The sequence below is a fragment of the Microbacterium sp. NC79 genome (assembly GCF_019061125.1).
Lineage (GTDB): Bacteria > Actinomycetota > Actinomycetes > Actinomycetales > Microbacteriaceae > Microbacterium.
Genome location: NZ_JAHQYI010000001.1, coordinates 804547 through 823789 on the forward strand (window position 1 = coordinate 804547; position 19243 = coordinate 823789).

A 19243-nucleotide genomic window follows, 5' to 3' on the forward strand; every position below is an offset into this window, starting at 1 on the left:
TCATCGTGCGTGGGGCATTCGTGCGTTTGTTAGCGCTTGACGTTATCGAACAGCGCCTTGTAGCTGAGGCCCGCAATGAGTGCGCCGATGAGCGGGAACACAATAAACACCCAGAGCTGCATCAGTGCGTCTGACCCGCCATAAAGCGCAGCCGCAAGCGAACGCGCTGGGTTGATCGACGCATTGTCGACGGGGATGGCCACCAGGATCAAGAGGAAGAGGGCGGAACCAATAGCCAGGCCCGCAAATGGGGTGGGGCGATCGGGGTGGGTAACGCTGATGATGACCCACACGAAAATCGCGGTAACGATGACCTCAATGATCATGGCAGCGACCATGCCGAATCCGCCAGGAGAGTGCTCACCGTAGCCGTTAGAGCCAAATCCGCTTGCCTGTGCGGCAGCGAGCCATCCTTCAGGGCCGAAGACGCCAATGGCCATCGCAGCGGTGGTTGCGAGCAGGCCCCCAACGACCTGGGCGACGAGGTATGCCCCCACATTTCGCCACTCGAATCGACCTGCCGCAGCGAGTCCGATGGTCACTGCCGGGTTGAAATGGCCTCCCGAGATGGGGCCAAACGCGTACACGCTGATGATGAGTGCGACTCCCAGGCCCAGGGCGACGGCAATGGGGATGACTCCGCCGGCTGGAGCGGCATCCGGAACCAAGAAGAAGGCTCCGAATACGCCTGTGCCCATGATGGAGAACACGAGGAGGAAGGTGCCGACCGCTTCAGCAGCAAGTTTGGAGCCGGTGGTCGGCTCGGTGGCTTTCGGTGTGCTCATGATGTTTCCCGATCTGATCTGGGATGAATGTGATGCGGCGATGTTACCGGTCACGGTTGTCTCAGAGGGAAAGGATCGCGAACAAACAGAAAACGGGCCAGGCATGTTTCCATGCCGAGCCCGTTTTCGTGCGAAGGTTATGCGCCTACGCGTGCGCGGATCTTGTCTGCGAGATTTGCGTCAACGTTTGCCCAGTACTGCAGGAAACGCTCCTTGATGCGGTCGACCGTCAGCCCGCCATACTGGCCGACGAGCGTGTCCAGGAAGCGAGCCTTCTCTTCGTCGTTAAACACATCGCGGTACAGCGTTCCGGCCTGGCCGAAGTCATCGTCCTCTGCGTGAAGTGCGTACGCCGAGCGGACGAGCTCACCATCGTTCTCCCAGCTGCCTTCACCAGCGCGAGCCGGCTCAGCTGCCGGGCCGCCATACGAGTTCGGTGCGTAGACGCGTGCGTCGGCGTCGTTGTACAGGAACTGCATGTTGCCCTGGTGCATGTAGTTGCGAACCTCGGCAGCGTGCGGCTGGTTGACCGGCAGCTGGTTGTAGTTCGTGCCAATGCGGTGACGCTGAGCGTCGGGGTACGAGAAGACACGAGCCATCAGCATCTTGTCCGGCGAGATGTCGGTTCCCGGAACCTGGTTGCCGGGCGAGAACGCAGCCTGCTCGATCTCCGCGAAGAAGTTCTTCGGGTTGCGGTTCAACGTGAACGTGCCCACCTTGATGCGCGGGTAGTCCTTCTTCGACCAGGTCTTGGTGAGGTCGAACGGGTTGAAGCGGTAGTCCTTCGCTTCGGCGTACGGCATGATCTGCACGTACATGTCCCACTTCGGGAAGTTGCCCTCTTCAATCGCGTTGTACAGGTCGCGACGGTAGTAGTCGGCGTCGGAACCAGCGATGCGCTCTGCCTCGGCCGGGTCCATGCGAACGACACCCTGCTGGGACATGAAGTGGTACTTGACCCAGAAGCGCTCGCCTTCGGCGTTGATCCACTGGTAGGTGTGCGAACCGTAGCCGTTCAGCTCACGCCACGAGTTGGACAGACCGCGGTCACCCATCAGGTACGTGACCTGGTGCGCGGACTCAGGGGAGAGGGTCCAGAAGTCCCACTGCATGTCAGCGTCACGCAGGCCCGACGCGCCGAGGCGCTTCTGCGAGTGAATGAAGTCGGGGAACTTGATGCCGTCACGAATAAAGAACGTCGGGGTGTTGTTGCCGACGATGTCGAGGTTGCCCTCGGTGGTGTAGAAACGCAGCGAGAAGCCGCGAACGTCGCGCCAGGTGTCGGGCGATCCCTGCTCACCGGCGACCGAGGAGAAACGGATCAGCGTTTCTGCCTTAGCTCCCGGCTGGAAGACTGCGGCCCGGGTGTACTGCGACACATCTTCGGTCACTTCGAACTCACCGAAAGCGCCGCCACCCTTGGCGTGGGGGTTGCGCTCAGGCACGCGCTCGCGGTTGAACGAAGCGAGCTTCTCAACCAGGTAGCGGTCGTGGAGAGCCGTCACGCCGTTGGTGCCGACGGTGAGCGAGAACTCATCGCTGGCGACCGGGGTTCCGGTCTGGGTGGTGGTGAAGTTGTCAGTCATTGCTGCTGCTGTTTCCTTTCACATTCGGAGCAAATAGCACGGAAGGTCACGGTTGCTTCAAGCACCCGCATTCCGTGGTTATCGGACGGAGTAAGACAAGGGGCGTGGCCGACGGCGCATTCGACGTCTTGCACGGAACCACATACGACGCACTGCACGTGGTGGTGGTTGTCAGCCGGTTCTGCCAGTTCGTAGAGCGCACGGTCGCCGTCTGGCAGGCTCACGCGGCGCACAAGGTCGGCCGACACCAGGTCGCCCAGCACGTTGTGCACCGATGGCAGGGCGATGCCAGGCACAGATTCACGCACCTGACTGAAAACGACATCGGCGCTGGAGTGCGGGTGCTCCGCCAGAGTGCGGTACACCGCGACGCGTTGCGCAGTGACTCGGAGGTTGGCACGGCGCAACGCGTCTTCGGCGAGTGCCGGCGTGATCTGCTGATGCCTGTGCATGTCACCCATCATATCACTAGATATGAATGATTCATAAAAAGGAATGAGTTAGGTAAGTACTACAGTCGTCCGAGCTTCTTGAGCGCGAGATAGCGATCGGCAACGCGCGGCGGGAGGTTCTCCGGTGTGTCGGTGATGGCCTCGGCACCCGCGCGCTGCATTGCCAGCGCGACCGCCGCCGCCTCTGACGCCGTCTGTTGTGCCGCAGCGGCGCGGTACACCTCGTCAATGTGTGTGCGCTGCTGAGCGATGTCGTCGAGTGCGGAGTCGGTAGCGGAACCAACAATCACGCGGGAGCGCGCGGTCACCGGCTGGAGAGACCCGAGGAATGCACGTGAGGAGTCGGGTGAATCCTGCGCGGTGAGGAGCACAACGAGCGATGGGCGTGTTGTGAGGGTGCGAATCTCGGCGAACGCGGCATCCCAGTTGGTGTCGAGAAGCTGAGCTTCGATGGGTGCCATCGCGTCGACAATTGCGGGGAGCAGGCGCGGACCATCCACTCCACTCACGCGAGCGCGTACGACCCGGTCAAACATGACGACGTGAACGTGATCGCCCGCCCGCTGGGCAAGCGCCGTCAGCAGAAGCGCGGCCTCGAGGAAAGCGTCGAGGCGGGTGCCGTCGCCAACGCGTGCAGCAGATGTGCGACCGGTATCGATCAGGATCACGACGTGGCGGTCGCGCTCAGGGCGCCACGTGCGCAGCATCGTTGTTGCGCTCCGCGCCGTCGCCCGCCAGTCAATTGAGCGCACGTCATCGCCGCGTACATACTCCCGCAACGAGTCGAACTCGGTGCCCTGGCCACGCACCTGCAGAGAGGTGTTGCCGTCCAACTCCTTCAAGCGTGCGACACGAGACGCCAAATGTCTGCGCGACGTGAATGGCGGCAACACGCGGAGGGTTCCGGTGTTCGCCATGACGACCTGACGCCCAGCGATGCCGAGGGGGCCAGCGCTTCGCAGCGCAACAAACGTGCTGCGAAGTTCGCCGCGGCGCCGGGGCTGAAGCGGGACAGAAATATGGCGCCGCTCACCGCCAGGAATACTCACCCGAGCGCGTTCGGTGGGGGCACCGGCTGTGGGTTGCCATGCGTCACGCACCGTCAGGTGTGCGGCCCGTGGGTGCGGATTTGTGATCCAGATACCTGTCGATACCGCATCCCCGAGACGCGCCCTCGTGGTTCCGTCGCGCACCAGCGTCAGCGCTCGCGCATCAACGGCACGAGCCGCATCGATTGCGGCGACACCGATGCACAGCGCGAGCCACGCGAGCAACACTGCCCAAGATGACACTCCCGCAACCGAGAGCACCATGATGGGCACGACGCCGAGGGCGACGAGTAACGGGAAGCGGCCGGTGACGTACACGTTAGAAAGGCACTCGTGTCTGTTGGAGAACGCTCGCAAGCACGCTATCCGCAGTGACGGCTTCGATTTCAGCCTCCGGGCGCAACTTGATGCGGTGTCGCCAAACCGGAACCACCATGGCCTGAATGTGATCCGGAGTGATCGCGGGGTATCCGCTCAGCCATGCCCATGCTTTGGCTGCGGCGAGCAGGGCCGTCGATGCACGCGGGCTGACGCCGACCTGGACAGATGGACTCATGCGTGTCGCGCGTGCCAAATCGACGATGTAGGTGAGCAGGTCGTCGGTCGCGTGTACGGCTGCTGCTGCTCGCTGCGCGGCATGAATCTCGTCCGCAGTGATGACCGCCTGCAGGCCTGCTTCTGCAAGCTTCGTGGGGGTGAAGCCTGCAGCATGCTTGCGAAGCACCGCGACTTCCGCATCGCGCTGCGGAACGTCGACGATCAGCTTCATCAGAAACCGGTCGAGCTGTGCTTCGGGCAACGTATAGGTGCCCTCCTGCTCGATCGGGTTCTGAGTCGCGGCGACGAGGAAGGGGTCGGGCAGTGCACGACTCACGCCATCGGTGGACACTTGGCGTTCCTCCATGGCTTCCAACAGGGCCGATTGTGTCTTTGGCGGCGTGCGGTTGATTTCGTCGGCGAGCAGGATGTTTGTGAACACCGGCCCCTCACGGAACTCGAACTCTCCGCTTTTCGCGTCGTAAATGAGCGAGCCGCTGACGTCTCCTGGCATGAGGTCAGGCGTGAACTGGATGCGCTTGGTGTCCAACCCCAACGCCGTGGCGAACGAGCGTACGGTCAGCGTCTTGGCTACTCCAGGAACACCCTCGAGTAGCACGTGGCCACGAGCCAGCAACGCAATCAGCATGCCGGTGATGGTTCCGTCTTGCCCGACCACAGCTTTGGAAACTTCATGGCGCACTCGGGCGATCGCTTCGCGCGCCGGATCCGCTTGGGCCGGATTCGACGGTGCAGGGTTCGCGTTCATGCTCACGAGGTTGTCCTTTCGGTGCGGAACGCCGCCGCGACGGCAGCTTCCAGATGAATCAGATGGTCGCTGAGATCTTGTAAACCGGCTTCGCTCGTGGGGGCGGGGCCGTTAAGGAGACTGTCGACCTGTTGGGCGTTCATGCCGAGCAGCGCGGCAACGGCGGCGGCGACAGCGGCGGGCTGCGCCGATGCGGAGAGCCCGACATGCTTCGCGAGGGTACGCATGGTGGCGGTCCTCAGGATGTGCGCGATGTGCGGTGTGTCGTGCCCCTGCGCGTAAAGCTTGGCGCGGCCTTCGAGGGTTTCGGAAATCTTGACGGTCACGGGCAAACGCTCGGTGACAAGCGGCCCAAACCGGCGCCCGCGCCAGGCGATCGCGGCAACTGCCACAAGCAGGGCGAGCACAATAACGGGCGTCACCCATGATGGTGTGAGTCCGCCCAAACTGGTGTCTTGCGGGGCCTCGCTATCGGTGTCTGCCGGTGTCGCGACATACCAGACGATGGCATCTCGTTGCGAGAGGAGGCGCAGTGCGAGGCCAGCGTTGTGTGCCTCACCGACGGTCGCATTCGTAAACGTTGTGTCGCCGTCGAGCACGTAAATCGTCTGTGCATCACGCTCAACGATGAGCAATCCGGCGCCGTCCTTGCTTTCGTAGCAGGCGGTGGCACCCGGGGCCGAAAAGAGGCCGCCAATGGTGGCCTCGCCCAGGTCGCTGACGACAGCGGCATCGCACCCCGGTTCGAGCCCGGTGCCGTCGAAGCCGTGGCGTTCAGCATCGATCGCGGTGTCGAGCTGGGTGCTGGTGGGGGAGACGAGAACAACGACGTCAGCATGAGCGATGAGTGCAGAGAACGCTTCATCGCTCAGCGCAGGCGTCGACGGAACCACGAGAGTGGCACCAGCGGATGCGTCCGCGGCCGCGACACGAGACTCGGTGCGGGTGAGGCGGATGCCGTGATCCTTGAGCACCTCGGCGACGGCCCCCGCACCGTCCGCAGCCGTGCTGTCCGGGTCGAGTCCTGGCTTCATCGGGTTGTCCAACGACGGACGAGTAAGAGCAATGACCGCACCAAGCATGAGCGCAATGAGAGCCACCGCGATCCAGAACAGGACGCGTCGTGGCCGGCCCGCGACGCGCGTCTCGTAGGGGAGAGCGGTGTGCGGCGGCGCAACCACGGGGGAAGGAACACTCATGAATGCACCGCCAGCGAAGGCAGGGTGCTGAGAGCCTGGGCGCGGCTGCGCTGGAGATCGGTATCCAGCGCGGTCAGGGCGTCATAGTCGCCGCGGGTTGCGTCGACGCGCACGTATCGCACGTTGTCAAAAATGCGCGCGCCGAGGGAGACCTGCTCGACATAGCCGGGAAAGCTCCGCGACGCCTCATGCGCGAACTGCTGGACCGTTGCACCCGGTGCCAGCACCACGATGCCACGCTCATCTAACCCACGGGCCAGCGCGCGCATGCGCAGAATCACCGCCTGGTTCCAATCACCCGCGTGTGCAGCGCCGTCGGCGGCCGCGCGCAACTGATCGGCCGTGCGTGGATCATCATCTCCAAAGAGGGCATCGGGCGTCGCGCGCGAGGTGATCGTGAAGCGCGGGCGCCCCCAGATGAAGAAGGCTGCCACGATAAGCACAACGATGACCCCGGCGACGATCCACACGATGATGGGCCCCACGGCGTCTGACGTGACCGACGAAAGTAAGTCTTGGAAGAAATCAACGACCGACGAGACCAATTTGTCCCACCAGGTTGGCTCGGGAGCCTGATAGCGCGGATCGCTCAGCTCCTTGTCAAGGAGGTCTTGCGCTTCGTCCGGGCTGGGCCAGGCAAGCGCCCGCAGCGGTCTCACGTTAGCGAGAGCCTTCCTGTTGCGGGGCATCCGGGTCGATCACGGGAAAGAACGGCTGCGGTGCGTTGTATCCGGGCGTCGCTGGCGGCGCTGCGGGCGGCGGAACCACAAACGCACCGGGAGGCGGTGCCGCAGGGGTGCTGTACCCCGGAGTGGGCGCACCGGGAGCGGCATAGCCCGACGGTGCGCCATAACCAGGTGCGGGGGATGTGGGCTGGCCGTACGGAGGTTGACCGTACGTGGGTTGGCCGTATGGAGGCTGGCCATATGTGGGCTGACCGTACACTGGCTGGCCGTAACCGGCACCAAATGGGGCGTGGTTCGGGTTGTACGCGTAAGGGTTCTCGACGGTGGGCCTGCCAGCATCACGGCTATCCGTGTAATTCTGCAGGTCGATGCTCAGGCCCTCCTTGCGCATACGAATATCGACATATGCGATTGCGACGGCGGTGGCAGATACGACCGTGCCAATGGCGCTGATCACGATGGTGACCGCAGACGGAATTATCCCGCCAATGATGGATTGCGCTAAGACGTCGACGAGCTGATCGCCGGTGGGCGCGAGCACCGGAACAAACTGTTGCGTCACCCACCCAAACACGGTTCCAGCGGCTTGACCTGCGAACCCGAAGGTCACGCTGACCAGCGCGATCACACCGAAGACTTTCCAATAGAACCCGGTGGTGAGCGACCACGAACGACGGATGCTCGCAAACACGCCGGTGCGTTCAAGAACAATAATTGTCGGGGTGAGCGAGAGCTTGACGCCGATCCAAATGACGAGCGGAACCGCGGCGATCGTGGCGAGGACCACAACCCACGCGAGTGCGTTGAGCGCAACGGTGGCGAAGATCACGACAATGACGCCGACCACGATGGCACCTCCCAGGAGAAGGGAGAAGCCTAGGATGCGCCAGATTGCCGACTTCACCTGGCGGAAGATCTCACCAAGGGTTTGCCGCTCAGCAACAACCGCTCCGCCGACTTCTGCGGCGACAACAGCCTGCACGACCGTGGAGATGACCATCGAAACGATACCGAGCAGGAAGCTGACCACGCCAATGGTTGCGAGCGAACCCAGCAAAACTTGCTCGAACTCTGGAGACTCGAACTCACGAGGGGCAAACGTGCTCAACCGCTGAAGGAGCGCAAAGGTGAGCCACATCACAATTGCCGTACTCACGATGCTCGTGACAACGGTCACACTGATCGCGAATCCGAGCAATACGCGCGGGTTATGACGCAGCGCGCTGAAGCTCTTACCGAGAACCTCGCCAAACGTCAGTGGGCGAAGAGGAATGATGCCCATCCGTGAGGCTGGACTCCATCCGAAAGTTCCTGACATGCGGTGCTCCCTACTTGAATCCGTTCCATCGTGTCACACCACTGCCGAATTTCTGTGGGTGTCTACTAACCTGGTTGTGATGGGCAGCTATGCCCTTGATCAGAATCGAAGGATGATTCATCACTATGACCTCACGCATCCTCGTCGTTGACGACGACACCGCGCTTGCGGAGATGATTGGCATTGTGCTGCGCACGGAAGGATTTCAGACGGTCTTCTGCGCAGATGGTGCCGAAGCTGTCGATGCATTCCGTTCGTCGCGGCCCGATCTGATTTTGCTTGACGTGATGTTGCCAGGCATCGACGGGATCGAGGTTTGCCGTCGGGTTCGCGCCGAGAGTGGTGTCCCGATCATTATGCTGACGGCTCGTGCTGACACCTCCGATGTTGTGGTGGGCCTCGAGGCCGGTGCCGATGACTACATTGTCAAGCCGTTCAACCCCAAAGAGCTTGTTGCCCGCATCCGCACGCGACTGCGTCCCGTTGCTAACGAGACCGCAGAAATTCTTCGTGTCGGCGATCTCGCTGTCGATGTGGCCGCGCACGAAGTGCGTCGTGGTTCCGACGCGATCGCCCTCACCCCGCTCGAGTTCGAGTTGCTTGTGGCGCTGGCGTCGAAACCGCAGCAGGTCTTCTCGCGCGAAATGCTGCTCGAGCAGGTGTGGGGCTACCACTACAAGGCCGACACCCGACTCGTGAACGTGCACGTGCAGCGGTTGCGCGCGAAGGTCGAAATCGACCCAGACAACCCGAAGATCGTGACGACGGTACGTGGCGTTGGCTACCGTGCCGGCGCCGTCGTATGACATGACCAGTGCGACGCGGTTGCACGCGCCCCGCACTGCGGGGTCGCTTCCGGCAACCTGGTCGGCGTTGTGGAAAGGTTCCGTCCGGTTTCGCACCACGGTGCTAACTGTTGCCCTCTCTGCCCTCGCCGTGATCATCGCGTGCGTATGGATGGCGCTCGCAATTCAAGACCGTCTCTACGAGGCGCGCAAAGATCAGGCCATGAACGGCGCGTTGCAGGCCGCGGCCGAAGCCCAGAGCCTCCTGGATGCGGCAAACCCGGAGGGCGACCCGGGCAAACTTCAAGAAATTATGGGCGGCGTGCAGACGCGCGTCGCGAGCCTTGCCGGTACCGACTACGCACGCATCATGCGTTCACCTGCCGAGGCATCCACCACTCTCGCGCCGGTTCCGTGGGTCACGCGTCCTTTTGAAGCCAACGCCGGCATGCTCACCGAGGGGCTCCGCGAGCGCGTCCGTGAGCAGAACACGCGACAATGGTTGCAGGCTGTCGAAATCACGATGCCATCTGGCGACCTCGTTCCTGGCATTTTGATCGGGCAGAGCTTGCGCTTTCCCGAGGTCGGCATGTACGAGCTTTACCTGGCGTACCCGCTCGATGAGGAACAACAAACGTTGCTATTTGTGCAGCGCACGCTATGGCTCGCCGCCGTAGCGCTGCTGTTCATCATCGGTCTCATTAGCTGGTTTGTGATGCGTTCGGTGACCGCGCCTATTCGGGAGGCAGCCGAAACCAGTGCGCAGCTTGCGCGGGGCGATCTCGGTGTGCGCATTGTGGTCGATGGCGAAGACGAACTGGCCACTCTTGGTCGATCGTTCAATGCCATGGCTGATTCGCTCGAGGGGCAGATTAAGGAGCTCGCCGCGCTTTCGCTCGTGCAGCAACGCTTCGTCTCTGACGTCTCCCATGAGCTGCGCACCCCACTCACCACGATTCGTCTCGCTGCCGACATGATCAATGACAATAAGTCAACGTTTGACCCCACGACGGAGCGGGCAGCTGAACTCCTGCACGCACAGGTCGAGCGATTCGAGGTCCTCCTGGGCGACCTGTTGGAGATCAGCCGATACGACGCCGGATCTGTGCAGCTTGAGATCGAGCCGACAAGCCTCGCGCATCTGGCCGAAGATGTGATCGACTCGATGCAGCAACTGGCCGATCAGCATGGTTCCAATCTCCGCCTCGTCGCACCTGGCGGATATTCGCCTGTCGACATGGATGCCCGCCGTGTTCGCCGCGTGGTGCGAAACCTCATTGGCAATGCCATTGAGCACGGTGAGGGTAAGCCGGTCGTCGTGACGGTCGATTCGAACCAGCAGGCCGTTGCGATTGGTGTACGTGACTTTGGTCTCGGCATCAAAGAAGAGCACATCGAGCACGTCTTCGACCGATTCTGGCGCGCCGACCCGTCACGAAAGCGCACCATCGGCGGCACCGGCTTGGGGCTTTCGATTGCTCTCGGGGATGCCAAACTTCACGGCGGTACCCTGACGGTGTGGAGCGACCCAGGAAACGGCTCGCACTTCGTTCTGACATTGCCGCGCGTGGTTGGCGGCGAGATCAGTGCGCTGAGCTCACCGATTGCGGCCGAAGGCGAAGATGCGGAAACGCCAATGGGCACGCTCGGACTCACGCAACCCATAGACGTGATTATTCACGCTGACCAGGAAGGGAAGCACTGATGGCACGCGCACGCGCTCTCGCGGTGGTCACCGTAGCCCTGCTCGCACTCACGGGATGCACGGGTTTCCAAAAGTCCGGAGAAGTCACCGTTGGGCTGGAGATGGGGGAGCGGCCGCCAGTCGACTTCGCGTTCACGCCAAGCGGTCCGCAGGCGGGGGCGGAACCACGGGAGATTGTGCAGGGATTCCTTGACGCCGCAATCGCCCCTGATGGCGGCTGGAAGGCAGCCAAGCAGTTTCTGTCGGAATCATTCGCCGACGAGTGGGATCCGGCGGCTGGCACCGTGGTCGATACCGCATCACGTCGCGCGCTCGTTGAGCCTGAGCCCGTCGCGGAGGCAACTCCGACGGCGGTGCCCGATGCGTCGTCCAACACGAAGATTTCGATTACCGTCACTGCGGTTGCGACAGTGGATGCCGCTGGCGTGTACACCTCGTCCGAGTCCGCGGAAATGCAATTGGATTTCGAGCTGGCCACGCAACCTGATGGTCAGTGGCGGATTATTGCGGCGCCGGATGGCGTGCTCCTTGACCGATTCTCGTTCGAGAATGTCTATGACGACTACAACCTGGCGTTCTTTGACCCCACGTGGTCGTTCCTGGTTCCGGATACCCGCTGGTACCCCGACGTCACGGCGGTGCGTGACATCGTCAATGGGCTCCTCGACGGCCCGTCCCCGTGGCTTGCAGGCGCGGTCTCGACCGCTGTGCCAGAAGGAGCTCGCGCCCTCGCATCGATTCCGATTGACGCGAACGGTGTCGCCAACGTCACATTGAGTGGCACAGACAGCATGGATGCCGACGCCATCGGGCAACTGAAACTTCAGCTCACCGAGAGCCTGAGCGGCACCCGAGCACGTGTCATCGTGCTGTCAAGCTCGACCCGCGAGCTGACAGCACCGATTGCGACGGTGACGCCGACAACGGTGAACGCGCGCGCCCTCGTCGGCACGGATGAAGGATTCGGCTACGTCACCGCGGACGGGCTTGATGCGCTCGACGACATCGACCCATCGGCGCTGGCCTTTCCGATTGCGGCGTGGGAAATGAGTGAAGCGGCTGGGCACGGTGTTGCGCTGTCGAAGTCTGGCGAGGTTGTGCGTGTCACACGCAATGTGGCGCAGAGCGTCACCGTTGACGTACGGCCCGACCTCATCGACCCCACGATCGGCCCATTCGGTGATATCTGGACGGTCCCGAGCAATGCGCCAGGCGAGCTGACCATCACGATGCCAGGCGGCGGCGCGACGCAAATTCCCGGCGCGATGGCCGAACTGACCCAGATTTCGCACATGCAACTTTCGCGCGACGGCACCCGTCTGGCCGTCGTCGGCTTGGTTGGTTCGCAAACCGAAGTCTTGGTCTACGCCGTGCTGCGCAGTGCAGACGGAACAGTGCTCAGTCTCGGAAAGGGGCATCGCATTCGCGATCTCCGCAGCGCAGACGTGAAGGGGTTGTCGTGGGTTGATGATGCGGCTCTCGGTCTCGTCCTTGCGAACGAGACAGACAGCTCGATCATCGTGCAGCCGCTCAGTGGCGCCTCATCGACCACGCGCGCCGTCGCAGACGTCGTGAGTATTGCCGGCTCCAGCGATCGGTCGACGATTTGGATTCGGACAGGTGAGGGCAAGCTCTACGCGTCACGTGGCAACACGTGGACGCTTGCGGGCTCGGGGATTCTGGTGCTCGCGCGGCAGCAGGGCCCTGGCATCCCGCGCTAGCTCGTTCCTCCCCAGCTCGGCGTGGTGCGGGGCTGTCCCCACCCCGCGTCAAACGACCGTACCTGAGCTTGGTGGACGTCACGCTTAGGACGTGGCAAGCGAACAATCGGGTGGCTGGCGAGCGGCTGCTGAGCAGGCGATGGCGATGGTCTTCGGCTCCTCGTGCGTCGTGTGCGGTGATCTCGGTGGCACCGTGTGCGCGACCTGCGAACCCGTTGTCGACCTGCAACGCCGCACGCTCCCCGGAGGTCTGACCTGTTTCTCAGGGGGCCAATGGGCGGACGACACCGCGATGCTCATGTTGGCGTTGAAAGAAGACGGCGTCACCCGTGTGGCCCGCCATCTCGCACCGCTGCTGGCGGCCGCTCATGGTTCCGCTTCCGCTTCCGGTGTAGCCGCTGCAGACGCCACCCTGGTTCCGGTGCCCACTCGCATGGCGGCGGATCGACGCCGAGGATACCGACCCGTTGAAGTGTTGCTCCGCGCCGCCGGGCTGCCCTTTCAACGCGTGTTGCGGGTGGCAAGGACGGTGCGTGATCAGCGCGAGCTCAGCCGAGATGAGCGCGTCCGCAACACGCTGGGCGCGTTCGCTGTGCGCAAAACTCGGGCCGAAGCTGGCCCCGTCATTCTGGTTGATGACGTGGTGACAACCGGTGCCACCCTGGAAAATTCCGCGCAAACACTGAGGTCTGCCGGGTTCACCGTCGTGGCAAGCATCACCGTTTTGTCGACCCCGAAACGGCTCATCAGGAACTCCTAAAAAATAATTGTCCGAATGATGGTGACACACCTGGCATGGGCGGCTACGGTGAGGGGAACAAAGGCGACAAGGTCCGCCCTTGAACCGGTGGACCGGACAAGGAGGTCAGACATGGAAACGAACATCGTCGGCGTAGGCGTCGGGATTTCGGATCGTTTTCGTGAGGTGGCTGAAGAGAAGGCAGAGCGAATTTCAAAGCTTGCTACTCGGGCCGAACGACTCGATGTCAAGGTGACTCACCATTCCAACCGACAGGGGCGGATGGACGACGAAACCGTCGAGCTCACTCTGAATGGCCGCGGCCCGCTGGTGCGGGCAGAAGCGACAGACGCAGACAAGTTTGTCGCCCTTGATCTCGCTGTCGACAAGTTGATGGAGCAGGTGCGTCGAGCCAAGCGGAAGCGCCTCGACGGTCGCCACGACGCTCGCGGCGCACACCTCGACAAGGGCACAGGCGCTTTGCACGGCATCGACGTTCGCCCCGCTTCAGTCGACGTCCTTCGCGCAGTGAAGACCGGGGAAATCCCGATCATCACGGGCAACGAAGAAGAAGAGGACTACACGCCGGTCGTCATTCGCACGAAGAAGTTTGGTGCCGAATGGATGTCCGTCGAAGAGGCCGTTGACCGCATGGAGCTTGTCGGTCACGACTTTTTCCTGTTCGTCGACGCTCGCACCGATCACCCTTCGGTGGTTTACCGCCGCAAGGGCTGGGACTACGGCGTGATCTCGCTCACCACGTTGGCACCGCCGGAGACGGTTGCCGCGTCATAGCCGCATGAAAATGGCTGAGCATTGAACTGCTCCCCGAGGGTTGGACTGATCACATCAGTTTCCACTCTTGGGGAGCAGTTTCATGTATCCACATCGTTGGTCTTATGAGGTGACACCGCGTGGTGCATTCGGGGGCTCAGTCGAAGATGTCGCCGAGAATGCCGCCGAGGATGGCCCCACCGATGAGGCCGCCCATCATGTCGCTCATGCCGCCACCCTGGTTCCGACCGCCACCGCCCCACGTGTTTTGTTGCTGCGGGCGTGAAGAATCGATGTCACGCTGAGCGAGCTGAAGAGCTTCGCTGGCGAGTTGCGCCGTACGCCGCGCCAGCGCAAGGGCTTCTTCACGGGTGTCTTCAGGAACAATCAGCCGGTCGATGTCGATGCGAAGTCGCTCGGCTTCCGCGAGCCGTGTGCGGGCGTCCGCACCAATCCAGCCGCGGTGACCAGCGATCACGCTGCGCGCAACGGCGATCTGGCGATCCGCATCGTCGACGGCGTGACGGACAGCTTCGACGGCGGGGAGGGGTCGTGCCGCGCGGTCACGTGCCTTCACAACCGCGGCATCCAACGCTTGGTTGGCGTCGCGGAGCTGCGAGAGCGACGTGAACGGGTCTGACTTGCTCCCTGCCGGCGGCAGCTGCGCAAGTGCCGCCTCGAGCGCGGACATGGCGGTGGCCACTGCGGGAGCAGACATCATGTCGCGCGCAGCAATCAGGTCGTTTCGCGAATCGGCGATGACGTCGTTAAGAGTGGATTCGGCGCGCAACGCCTGCAGCTCGTAATCCTCCACGCCATCGAGGACGGTCGCAGCGCGACGGACCGCTTCGATGGCGGTTTCCAGGGCGAGGTTAGCCTCCTCGTTGTGGCCGGCGGCGCGGCGGCGGGAAGACACATCGGCACTGTGGCGTGCGAAGGCGATGAGCTGGGTCGCTTCGTCGGCTCCGGCTGCCACTTTCGACATGGCCGTGTCGTTGTAGCGCTCGGCGAGGCGGACGATGGTGTCGCGCGCCGCTGGCACGCGGTTGTCGAGGGCGGCGGAATCCGCGTGCACACGTGCCAGCACCTCGGGGGCGCGACGGACCCGGTCGATGCGATCAGCAAGTGCGGCGGTACGCTCATCCAGAACGTCGTCGGCCCATTCGCACAGTTGCACGATGCGTGCGTTGCGGGTGCGCAACTCCTCAGGGGTGTCTGGCAGATGGTCGTGGTTCAACTGGTGAAGAGTGAAGGCCTCCTGCATGTGCGTGCGAACCGCAGTGAGAGCATCGCGGAGGTCTTTCGTGGCCTCGGCGCCGAGCTCGGCCTGCGCGAATCCGACCTCATCAGCCGCGGTGCGGATGCGCTCATCGACGGCGATCATTGCCGCTTCTGCGCGTCGGCTCAGTTCGGTATCAGCGGCGAGCTGTTCCTCTTGCTCGGCGCGACGACGTTTGCCCCAGAATCCTGCCATGAATTGATCATATGGATTCGCGCCGTTGCGTGGCTGAGGTTCGTCTTAGCGGATAGCGAACGTACCGCTATGCCACTGCCTTCTTAGGGCGACCGCGGCGCGGACGGTGCATGTCAACGGCCGATGGTTGCGATGCCCCCGTCGTTGCGGCTACTTGCGCGGCGAGCAACCATTGCACGTCGGCGTTTGCACGCTGCACGGCCGCGAGGTGGACCAGCCGTGCGAGCGAATTATCTTCAGCATCATGCACGCGGGCCGATTCAGCATGGCGCTGTTGCGCCGCGAAAAGTTCGGTGGCGATGAGGGCTTCTGCGTCAACGCCTGGGAGCGAAATGGCGAGCGAAATCTTCGCGGCCAAGTCGTCTCGCGCATGAGTGCGAGGAGTTGGGGTGTGGAACCACGACTCGCTTTCTGCGCGCCCCGCATCCGTCAGATGCCACATCACATGGCCGTGCTCATTGACAGCGCCCCGGGAAACGTAGCCATCACGTTCCAGCCGCTCCAGCGTGTTGTAGATCTGACCGACATTGACAGGCCAGCTATGCGCCGTGCGGCGTTCAAATTCGGTGCGCAATTGGTTGCCGTAGCACGGCGATTGCGCAAGGATCGCCAGCAGACTGTGCTTGATCGTCATGACGGCCCTTCTCCGGTTCCTTTATATGTATACCGGACGATGGATTAATTTCGACGCCGGAATCTCTGCTTTGAGCGTATCCAGCGCGCGCCAAGGTCACGGGCGGATAACATGGAGCGGTGTCGGCAACCCGACACACGCGGATATCCCGTATGACGCAATGGATGGAGAACACTCCGTGGCCAACCCGATTGAAAGACTGCTTCGTGCTGGTGAAGGACGAATCCTTCGCCGACTGCAGCAGGTGGTCAAGGCTGTTAACGCGCTCGAAGACGACTACGCGAAGCTGACGGACGAAGAATTGCGTGGCGAAACCGCTGAATTGCGTGCCCGCTACGAGAACGGTGAAACGCTCGATCAGCTCATGCCTGAGGCGTTCGCCGCCGTACGTGAAGCAGCGAAGCGCACGCTCGGCCAGCGTCACTACGATGTGCAGATCCTCGGTGGTGCCGCGCTCCACGCTGGCAACATCGCCGAGATGAAGACCGGTGAAGGTAAGACCCTCGTCGCAACGCTCCCGGCCTACCTCAACGCCATCGCTGGCAAGGGTGTGCACGTCATCACCACGAACGACTACCTCGCGTCGTACCAGTCCGAGATCATGGGTCGCGTGTTCCGCGCCCTGGGCATGACCACCGGTGTGATCGTGGCAGGACAGACGCCAGATGTCCGTCGTGAGCAGTACAACGCTGACATCACGTACGGAACCAACAATGAGTTTGGCTTTGACTACCTGCGTGACAACATGGCGTGGTCCAAAGACAACCTGGTGCAGCGCGGCCACTTCTTTGCCGTCGTCGATGAGGTGGACTCGATCCTCATCGATGAGGCGCGTACGCCGCTCATCATCTCCGGCCCGTCATCGGGCGAGGCTAACCGCTGGTTCACCGAGTTCGCTCGCATTGCGAAGACGCTCGAAGCGGGAGAAGACTATGAAGTCGACGAGAAGAAGCGCACCGTGGGTGTGCTGGAGCCCGGTATCGAAAAGGTCGAGGACTACCTCGGTATCGACAACCTGTACGAGTCTGCCAACACGCCGCTGATCTCGTTTCTGAACAACTCGATCAAGGCACTCGCGCTCTTCAAGCGTGACACCGACTACGTCGTGATGAACGACGAGGTCATGATCGTCGATGAGCACACCGGCCGGATTCTTGTGGGCCGTCGCTACAACGAAGGTATTCACCAGGCCATTGAGGCGAAGGAAGGTGTACCCGTTAAGGCCGAGAACCAGACCCTCGCCACGGTGACGCTGCAGAACTACTTCCGCCTCTACGAAAAGCTCTCGGGTATGACGGGTACGGCCGACACTGAGGCCGCCGAATTCATGTCGACGTACAAGCTGGGGGTTATTCCGATTCCCACGAACAAGCCGATGATCCGTAAGGACCAGCCCGACCTGGTTTACCAAAACGAGCAGGCGAAGTTCGCGCAGGTCGTCGAAGACATTGCGCAGCGTCACGAGTCGGGTCAGCCGGTTCTGGTCGGAACCACGAGCGTCGACAAGAGCGAGTACCTGTCGCGCCTACTGGCGAAGAAGGGCATCAAGCACGAGGTCCTGAACGCAAAGAACCACGCGCGCGAAGCCGAGATTGTTGCCCGCGCTGGTCGTGAGGGCGCCGTCACCGTGGCCACGAACATGGCCGGGCGCGGTACCGACATCATGCTCGGTGGTAACGCCGAATTCCTCGCAGTGCAGGCCATGAAAGCGAAGGGCCTCGACCCGGTCGAAACCCCCGACGAATACGAAGCTGAATGGGACACGGTTTACGCCGACGTGCGCGAGCAGGTTGACGTGGAAAGTGCGAAGGTCGTTGCCGCCGGTGGCCTCTACGTGCTCGGCACTGAGCGTCACGAGTCGCGCCGTATTGACAACCAGCTGCGCGGTCGTGCTGGCCGTCAGGGCGACCCGGGTGAGAGCCGCTTCTACCTGAGCCTCACCGACGACCTCATGCGCCTGTTCAAGAACGGGCTCGCCGAGACGATGCTGGCGCGCACTAACCTGCCAGAAGACGTCGCGATTGAGTCGGGCATTGTGACACGCGCGATTGCCAGCGCACAGTCGCAAATTGAGGGACGCAACGCGGAAATCCGCAAGAACGTGCTGAAGTATGACGACGTGTTGAACCGCCAGCGTGAAGCGATCTACGCTGACCGCCGTCAGATCCTCGAGGGTGACGACATTCAGGACCGCATCGGGCACTTCATCGAAGACTCGATCGAAGCCATGATCGCCTCGCACACCAGCGAAGGTCACACGGAGAGCTGGGACTTCGACGCGCTGTGGACCGAGCTGAAGACGCTGTACCCGGTGAGCGTCACGATCGAAGAGGTCGTGGCAGAAGCGGGCGGCTCAAAGGGTAAGGTCACCGCTGAGGGGCTGCGCCGTGAGCTGTTGAGTGACGCGCAGATCGCCTACGCGAGCCGCGAAGAGCAGCTGGGCGAAGCGGCCACCCGTGAACTGGAGCGCCGCGTTGTGCTGCAGGTCCTTGACCGCCGCTGGCGCGACCACCTCTATGAGATGGACTACCTGAAAGACGGCATCGGTCTGCGTGCAATGGCACAGCGCGATCCCCTCATCGAATACCAGCGTGAGGGCTTCCAAATGTTCCAGTCCATGATGGGCCAGATCAAGGAAGAATCTGTCGGCTACCTGTACAACCTCGAGGTTGAAGTTCGTCAGCCGGAGGGCGGCGAAGTCGCTCAGGTCGAAGCCAAGGGCTTGGCAGCGCCTACCCCTGACACACAGAAGCTGGAGTACTCGGCTCCGAGCGAAGACGGCGACATCGAGGTGCGCAACGACCGCGGTCAGATGCAGCAGTCCTCGACGAACCGCATGCGCCAGGCTCAGGCTCAGTCGCAGCAGCCCGCACAGGAGCGCGGTGCTTTCGGTCAGAAGGTTGAACCGGCCGAACCGCAGGCAGGGCAGAACCGCGCCGCCCGCCGCGCCAAGAAGAAGTAGCCACCAACCCGCAAAACCCCGTCTCTCATGAGGCGGGGTTTTGCCGTTGTCGGGGAGGCAGGGGCCCA

At 62.5% G+C, this 19243-nt stretch carries 16 protein-coding genes; 6 read left to right on the forward strand and 10 right to left on the reverse strand.

Annotated elements, in window-relative coordinates; all coding sequences use genetic code 11:
- Positions 1-29 precede the first annotated feature (29 nt).
- From KTJ77_RS03475 to KTJ77_RS03510, 8 genes are all read right to left on the reverse strand, one after another.
- On the reverse strand, positions 30-785 hold the full coding sequence (locus KTJ77_RS03475) for an aquaporin (protein ID WP_217337112.1): 756 nt from the start codon (positions 783-785) through the stop codon (positions 30-32).
- A 137-nt stretch (positions 786-922) separates the two neighbouring features.
- Positions 923-2371 (reverse strand): catalase, encoded by a 1449-nt coding sequence (locus KTJ77_RS03480; protein WP_217337113.1) that lies wholly within the window; start codon positions 2369-2371, stop codon positions 923-925.
- Complete coding sequence (locus KTJ77_RS03485; protein ID WP_217337114.1) at positions 2368-2823, reverse strand: Fur family transcriptional regulator; 456 nt, start codon at positions 2821-2823, stop codon at positions 2368-2370. The genes KTJ77_RS03480 and KTJ77_RS03485 overlap by 4 nt, the downstream gene beginning before the upstream one ends.
- A gap of 59 nt (positions 2824-2882) precedes the next feature.
- A complete protein-coding gene (locus KTJ77_RS03490; protein WP_217337115.1) occupies positions 2883-4190 on the reverse strand; it encodes a DUF58 domain-containing protein in 1308 nt (435 codons plus the stop codon).
- A gap of 1 nt (position 4191) precedes the next feature.
- Entirely contained in the window at positions 4192-5178 is a 987-nt protein-coding gene (locus tag KTJ77_RS03495; RefSeq protein ID WP_217338310.1) for a MoxR family ATPase, read from the reverse strand.
- Between the two features lie 2 nt (positions 5179-5180).
- A complete protein-coding gene (locus tag KTJ77_RS03500; protein ID WP_217337116.1) occupies positions 5181-6377 on the reverse strand; it encodes a DUF4350 domain-containing protein in 1197 nt (398 codons plus the stop codon).
- A complete protein-coding gene (locus tag KTJ77_RS03505) occupies positions 6374-7036 on the reverse strand; it encodes a DUF4129 domain-containing protein (RefSeq protein WP_217337117.1) in 663 nt (220 codons plus the stop codon). The genes KTJ77_RS03500 and KTJ77_RS03505 overlap by 4 nt, the downstream gene beginning before the upstream one ends.
- 1 nt (position 7037) lies before the next feature.
- On the reverse strand, positions 7038-8381 hold the full coding sequence (locus KTJ77_RS03510) for a hypothetical protein (protein ID WP_217338449.1): 1344 nt from the start codon (positions 8379-8381) through the stop codon (positions 7038-7040).
- Positions 8382-8506: 125 nt separating this feature from the next.
- On the opposite strand from KTJ77_RS03510, the gene mtrA reads away from it, so the two are divergent.
- The 5 genes from mtrA (at position 8507) to raiA (ending at position 14126) form a co-directional block, all read left to right on the forward strand.
- Entirely contained in the window at positions 8507-9187 is a 681-nt protein-coding gene (gene mtrA, locus KTJ77_RS03515) for an MtrAB system response regulator MtrA (protein WP_217337118.1), read from the forward strand.
- A gap of 1 nt (position 9188) precedes the next feature.
- On the forward strand, positions 9189-10871 hold the full coding sequence (gene mtrB, locus KTJ77_RS03520) for an MtrAB system histidine kinase MtrB (protein ID WP_217338311.1): 1683 nt from the start codon (positions 9189-9191) through the stop codon (positions 10869-10871).
- On the forward strand, positions 10871-12592 hold the full coding sequence (locus KTJ77_RS03525) for an LpqB family beta-propeller domain-containing protein (RefSeq protein ID WP_217337119.1): 1722 nt from the start codon (positions 10871-10873) through the stop codon (positions 12590-12592). Before mtrB ends, KTJ77_RS03525 begins: the two co-directional genes overlap by 1 nt.
- 91 nt (positions 12593-12683) lie before the next feature.
- Entirely contained in the window at positions 12684-13352 is a 669-nt protein-coding gene (locus KTJ77_RS13670) for a phosphoribosyltransferase family protein (RefSeq protein ID WP_217337120.1), read from the forward strand.
- Positions 13353-13463: 111 nt separating this feature from the next.
- Positions 13464-14126: a ribosome-associated translation inhibitor RaiA gene (raiA, locus tag KTJ77_RS03535; RefSeq protein ID WP_217337121.1), complete on the forward strand. Its 663-nt coding sequence runs from the start codon at positions 13464-13466 to the stop codon at positions 14124-14126.
- Between the two features lie 136 nt (positions 14127-14262).
- Here raiA and KTJ77_RS03540 read toward each other — a convergent pair whose 3' ends face one another.
- Together KTJ77_RS03540 and KTJ77_RS03545 are read right to left on the reverse strand one after the other, a co-directional pair.
- Positions 14263-15579 carry a hypothetical protein gene (locus KTJ77_RS03540; protein WP_217337122.1) on the reverse strand — a complete coding sequence of 439 codons (1317 nt, stop codon included), beginning with the start codon at positions 15577-15579 and terminating at the stop codon, positions 14263-14265.
- 67 nt (positions 15580-15646) lie between these two features.
- A complete protein-coding gene (locus tag KTJ77_RS03545) occupies positions 15647-16213 on the reverse strand; it encodes a PadR family transcriptional regulator (protein ID WP_217337123.1) in 567 nt (188 codons plus the stop codon).
- 178 nt (positions 16214-16391) lie between these two features.
- On the opposite strand from KTJ77_RS03545, the gene secA reads away from it, so the two are divergent.
- Entirely contained in the window at positions 16392-19175 is a 2784-nt protein-coding gene (secA, locus tag KTJ77_RS03550) for a preprotein translocase subunit SecA (protein WP_217337124.1), read from the forward strand.
- Positions 19176-19243 lie beyond the last annotated feature (68 nt).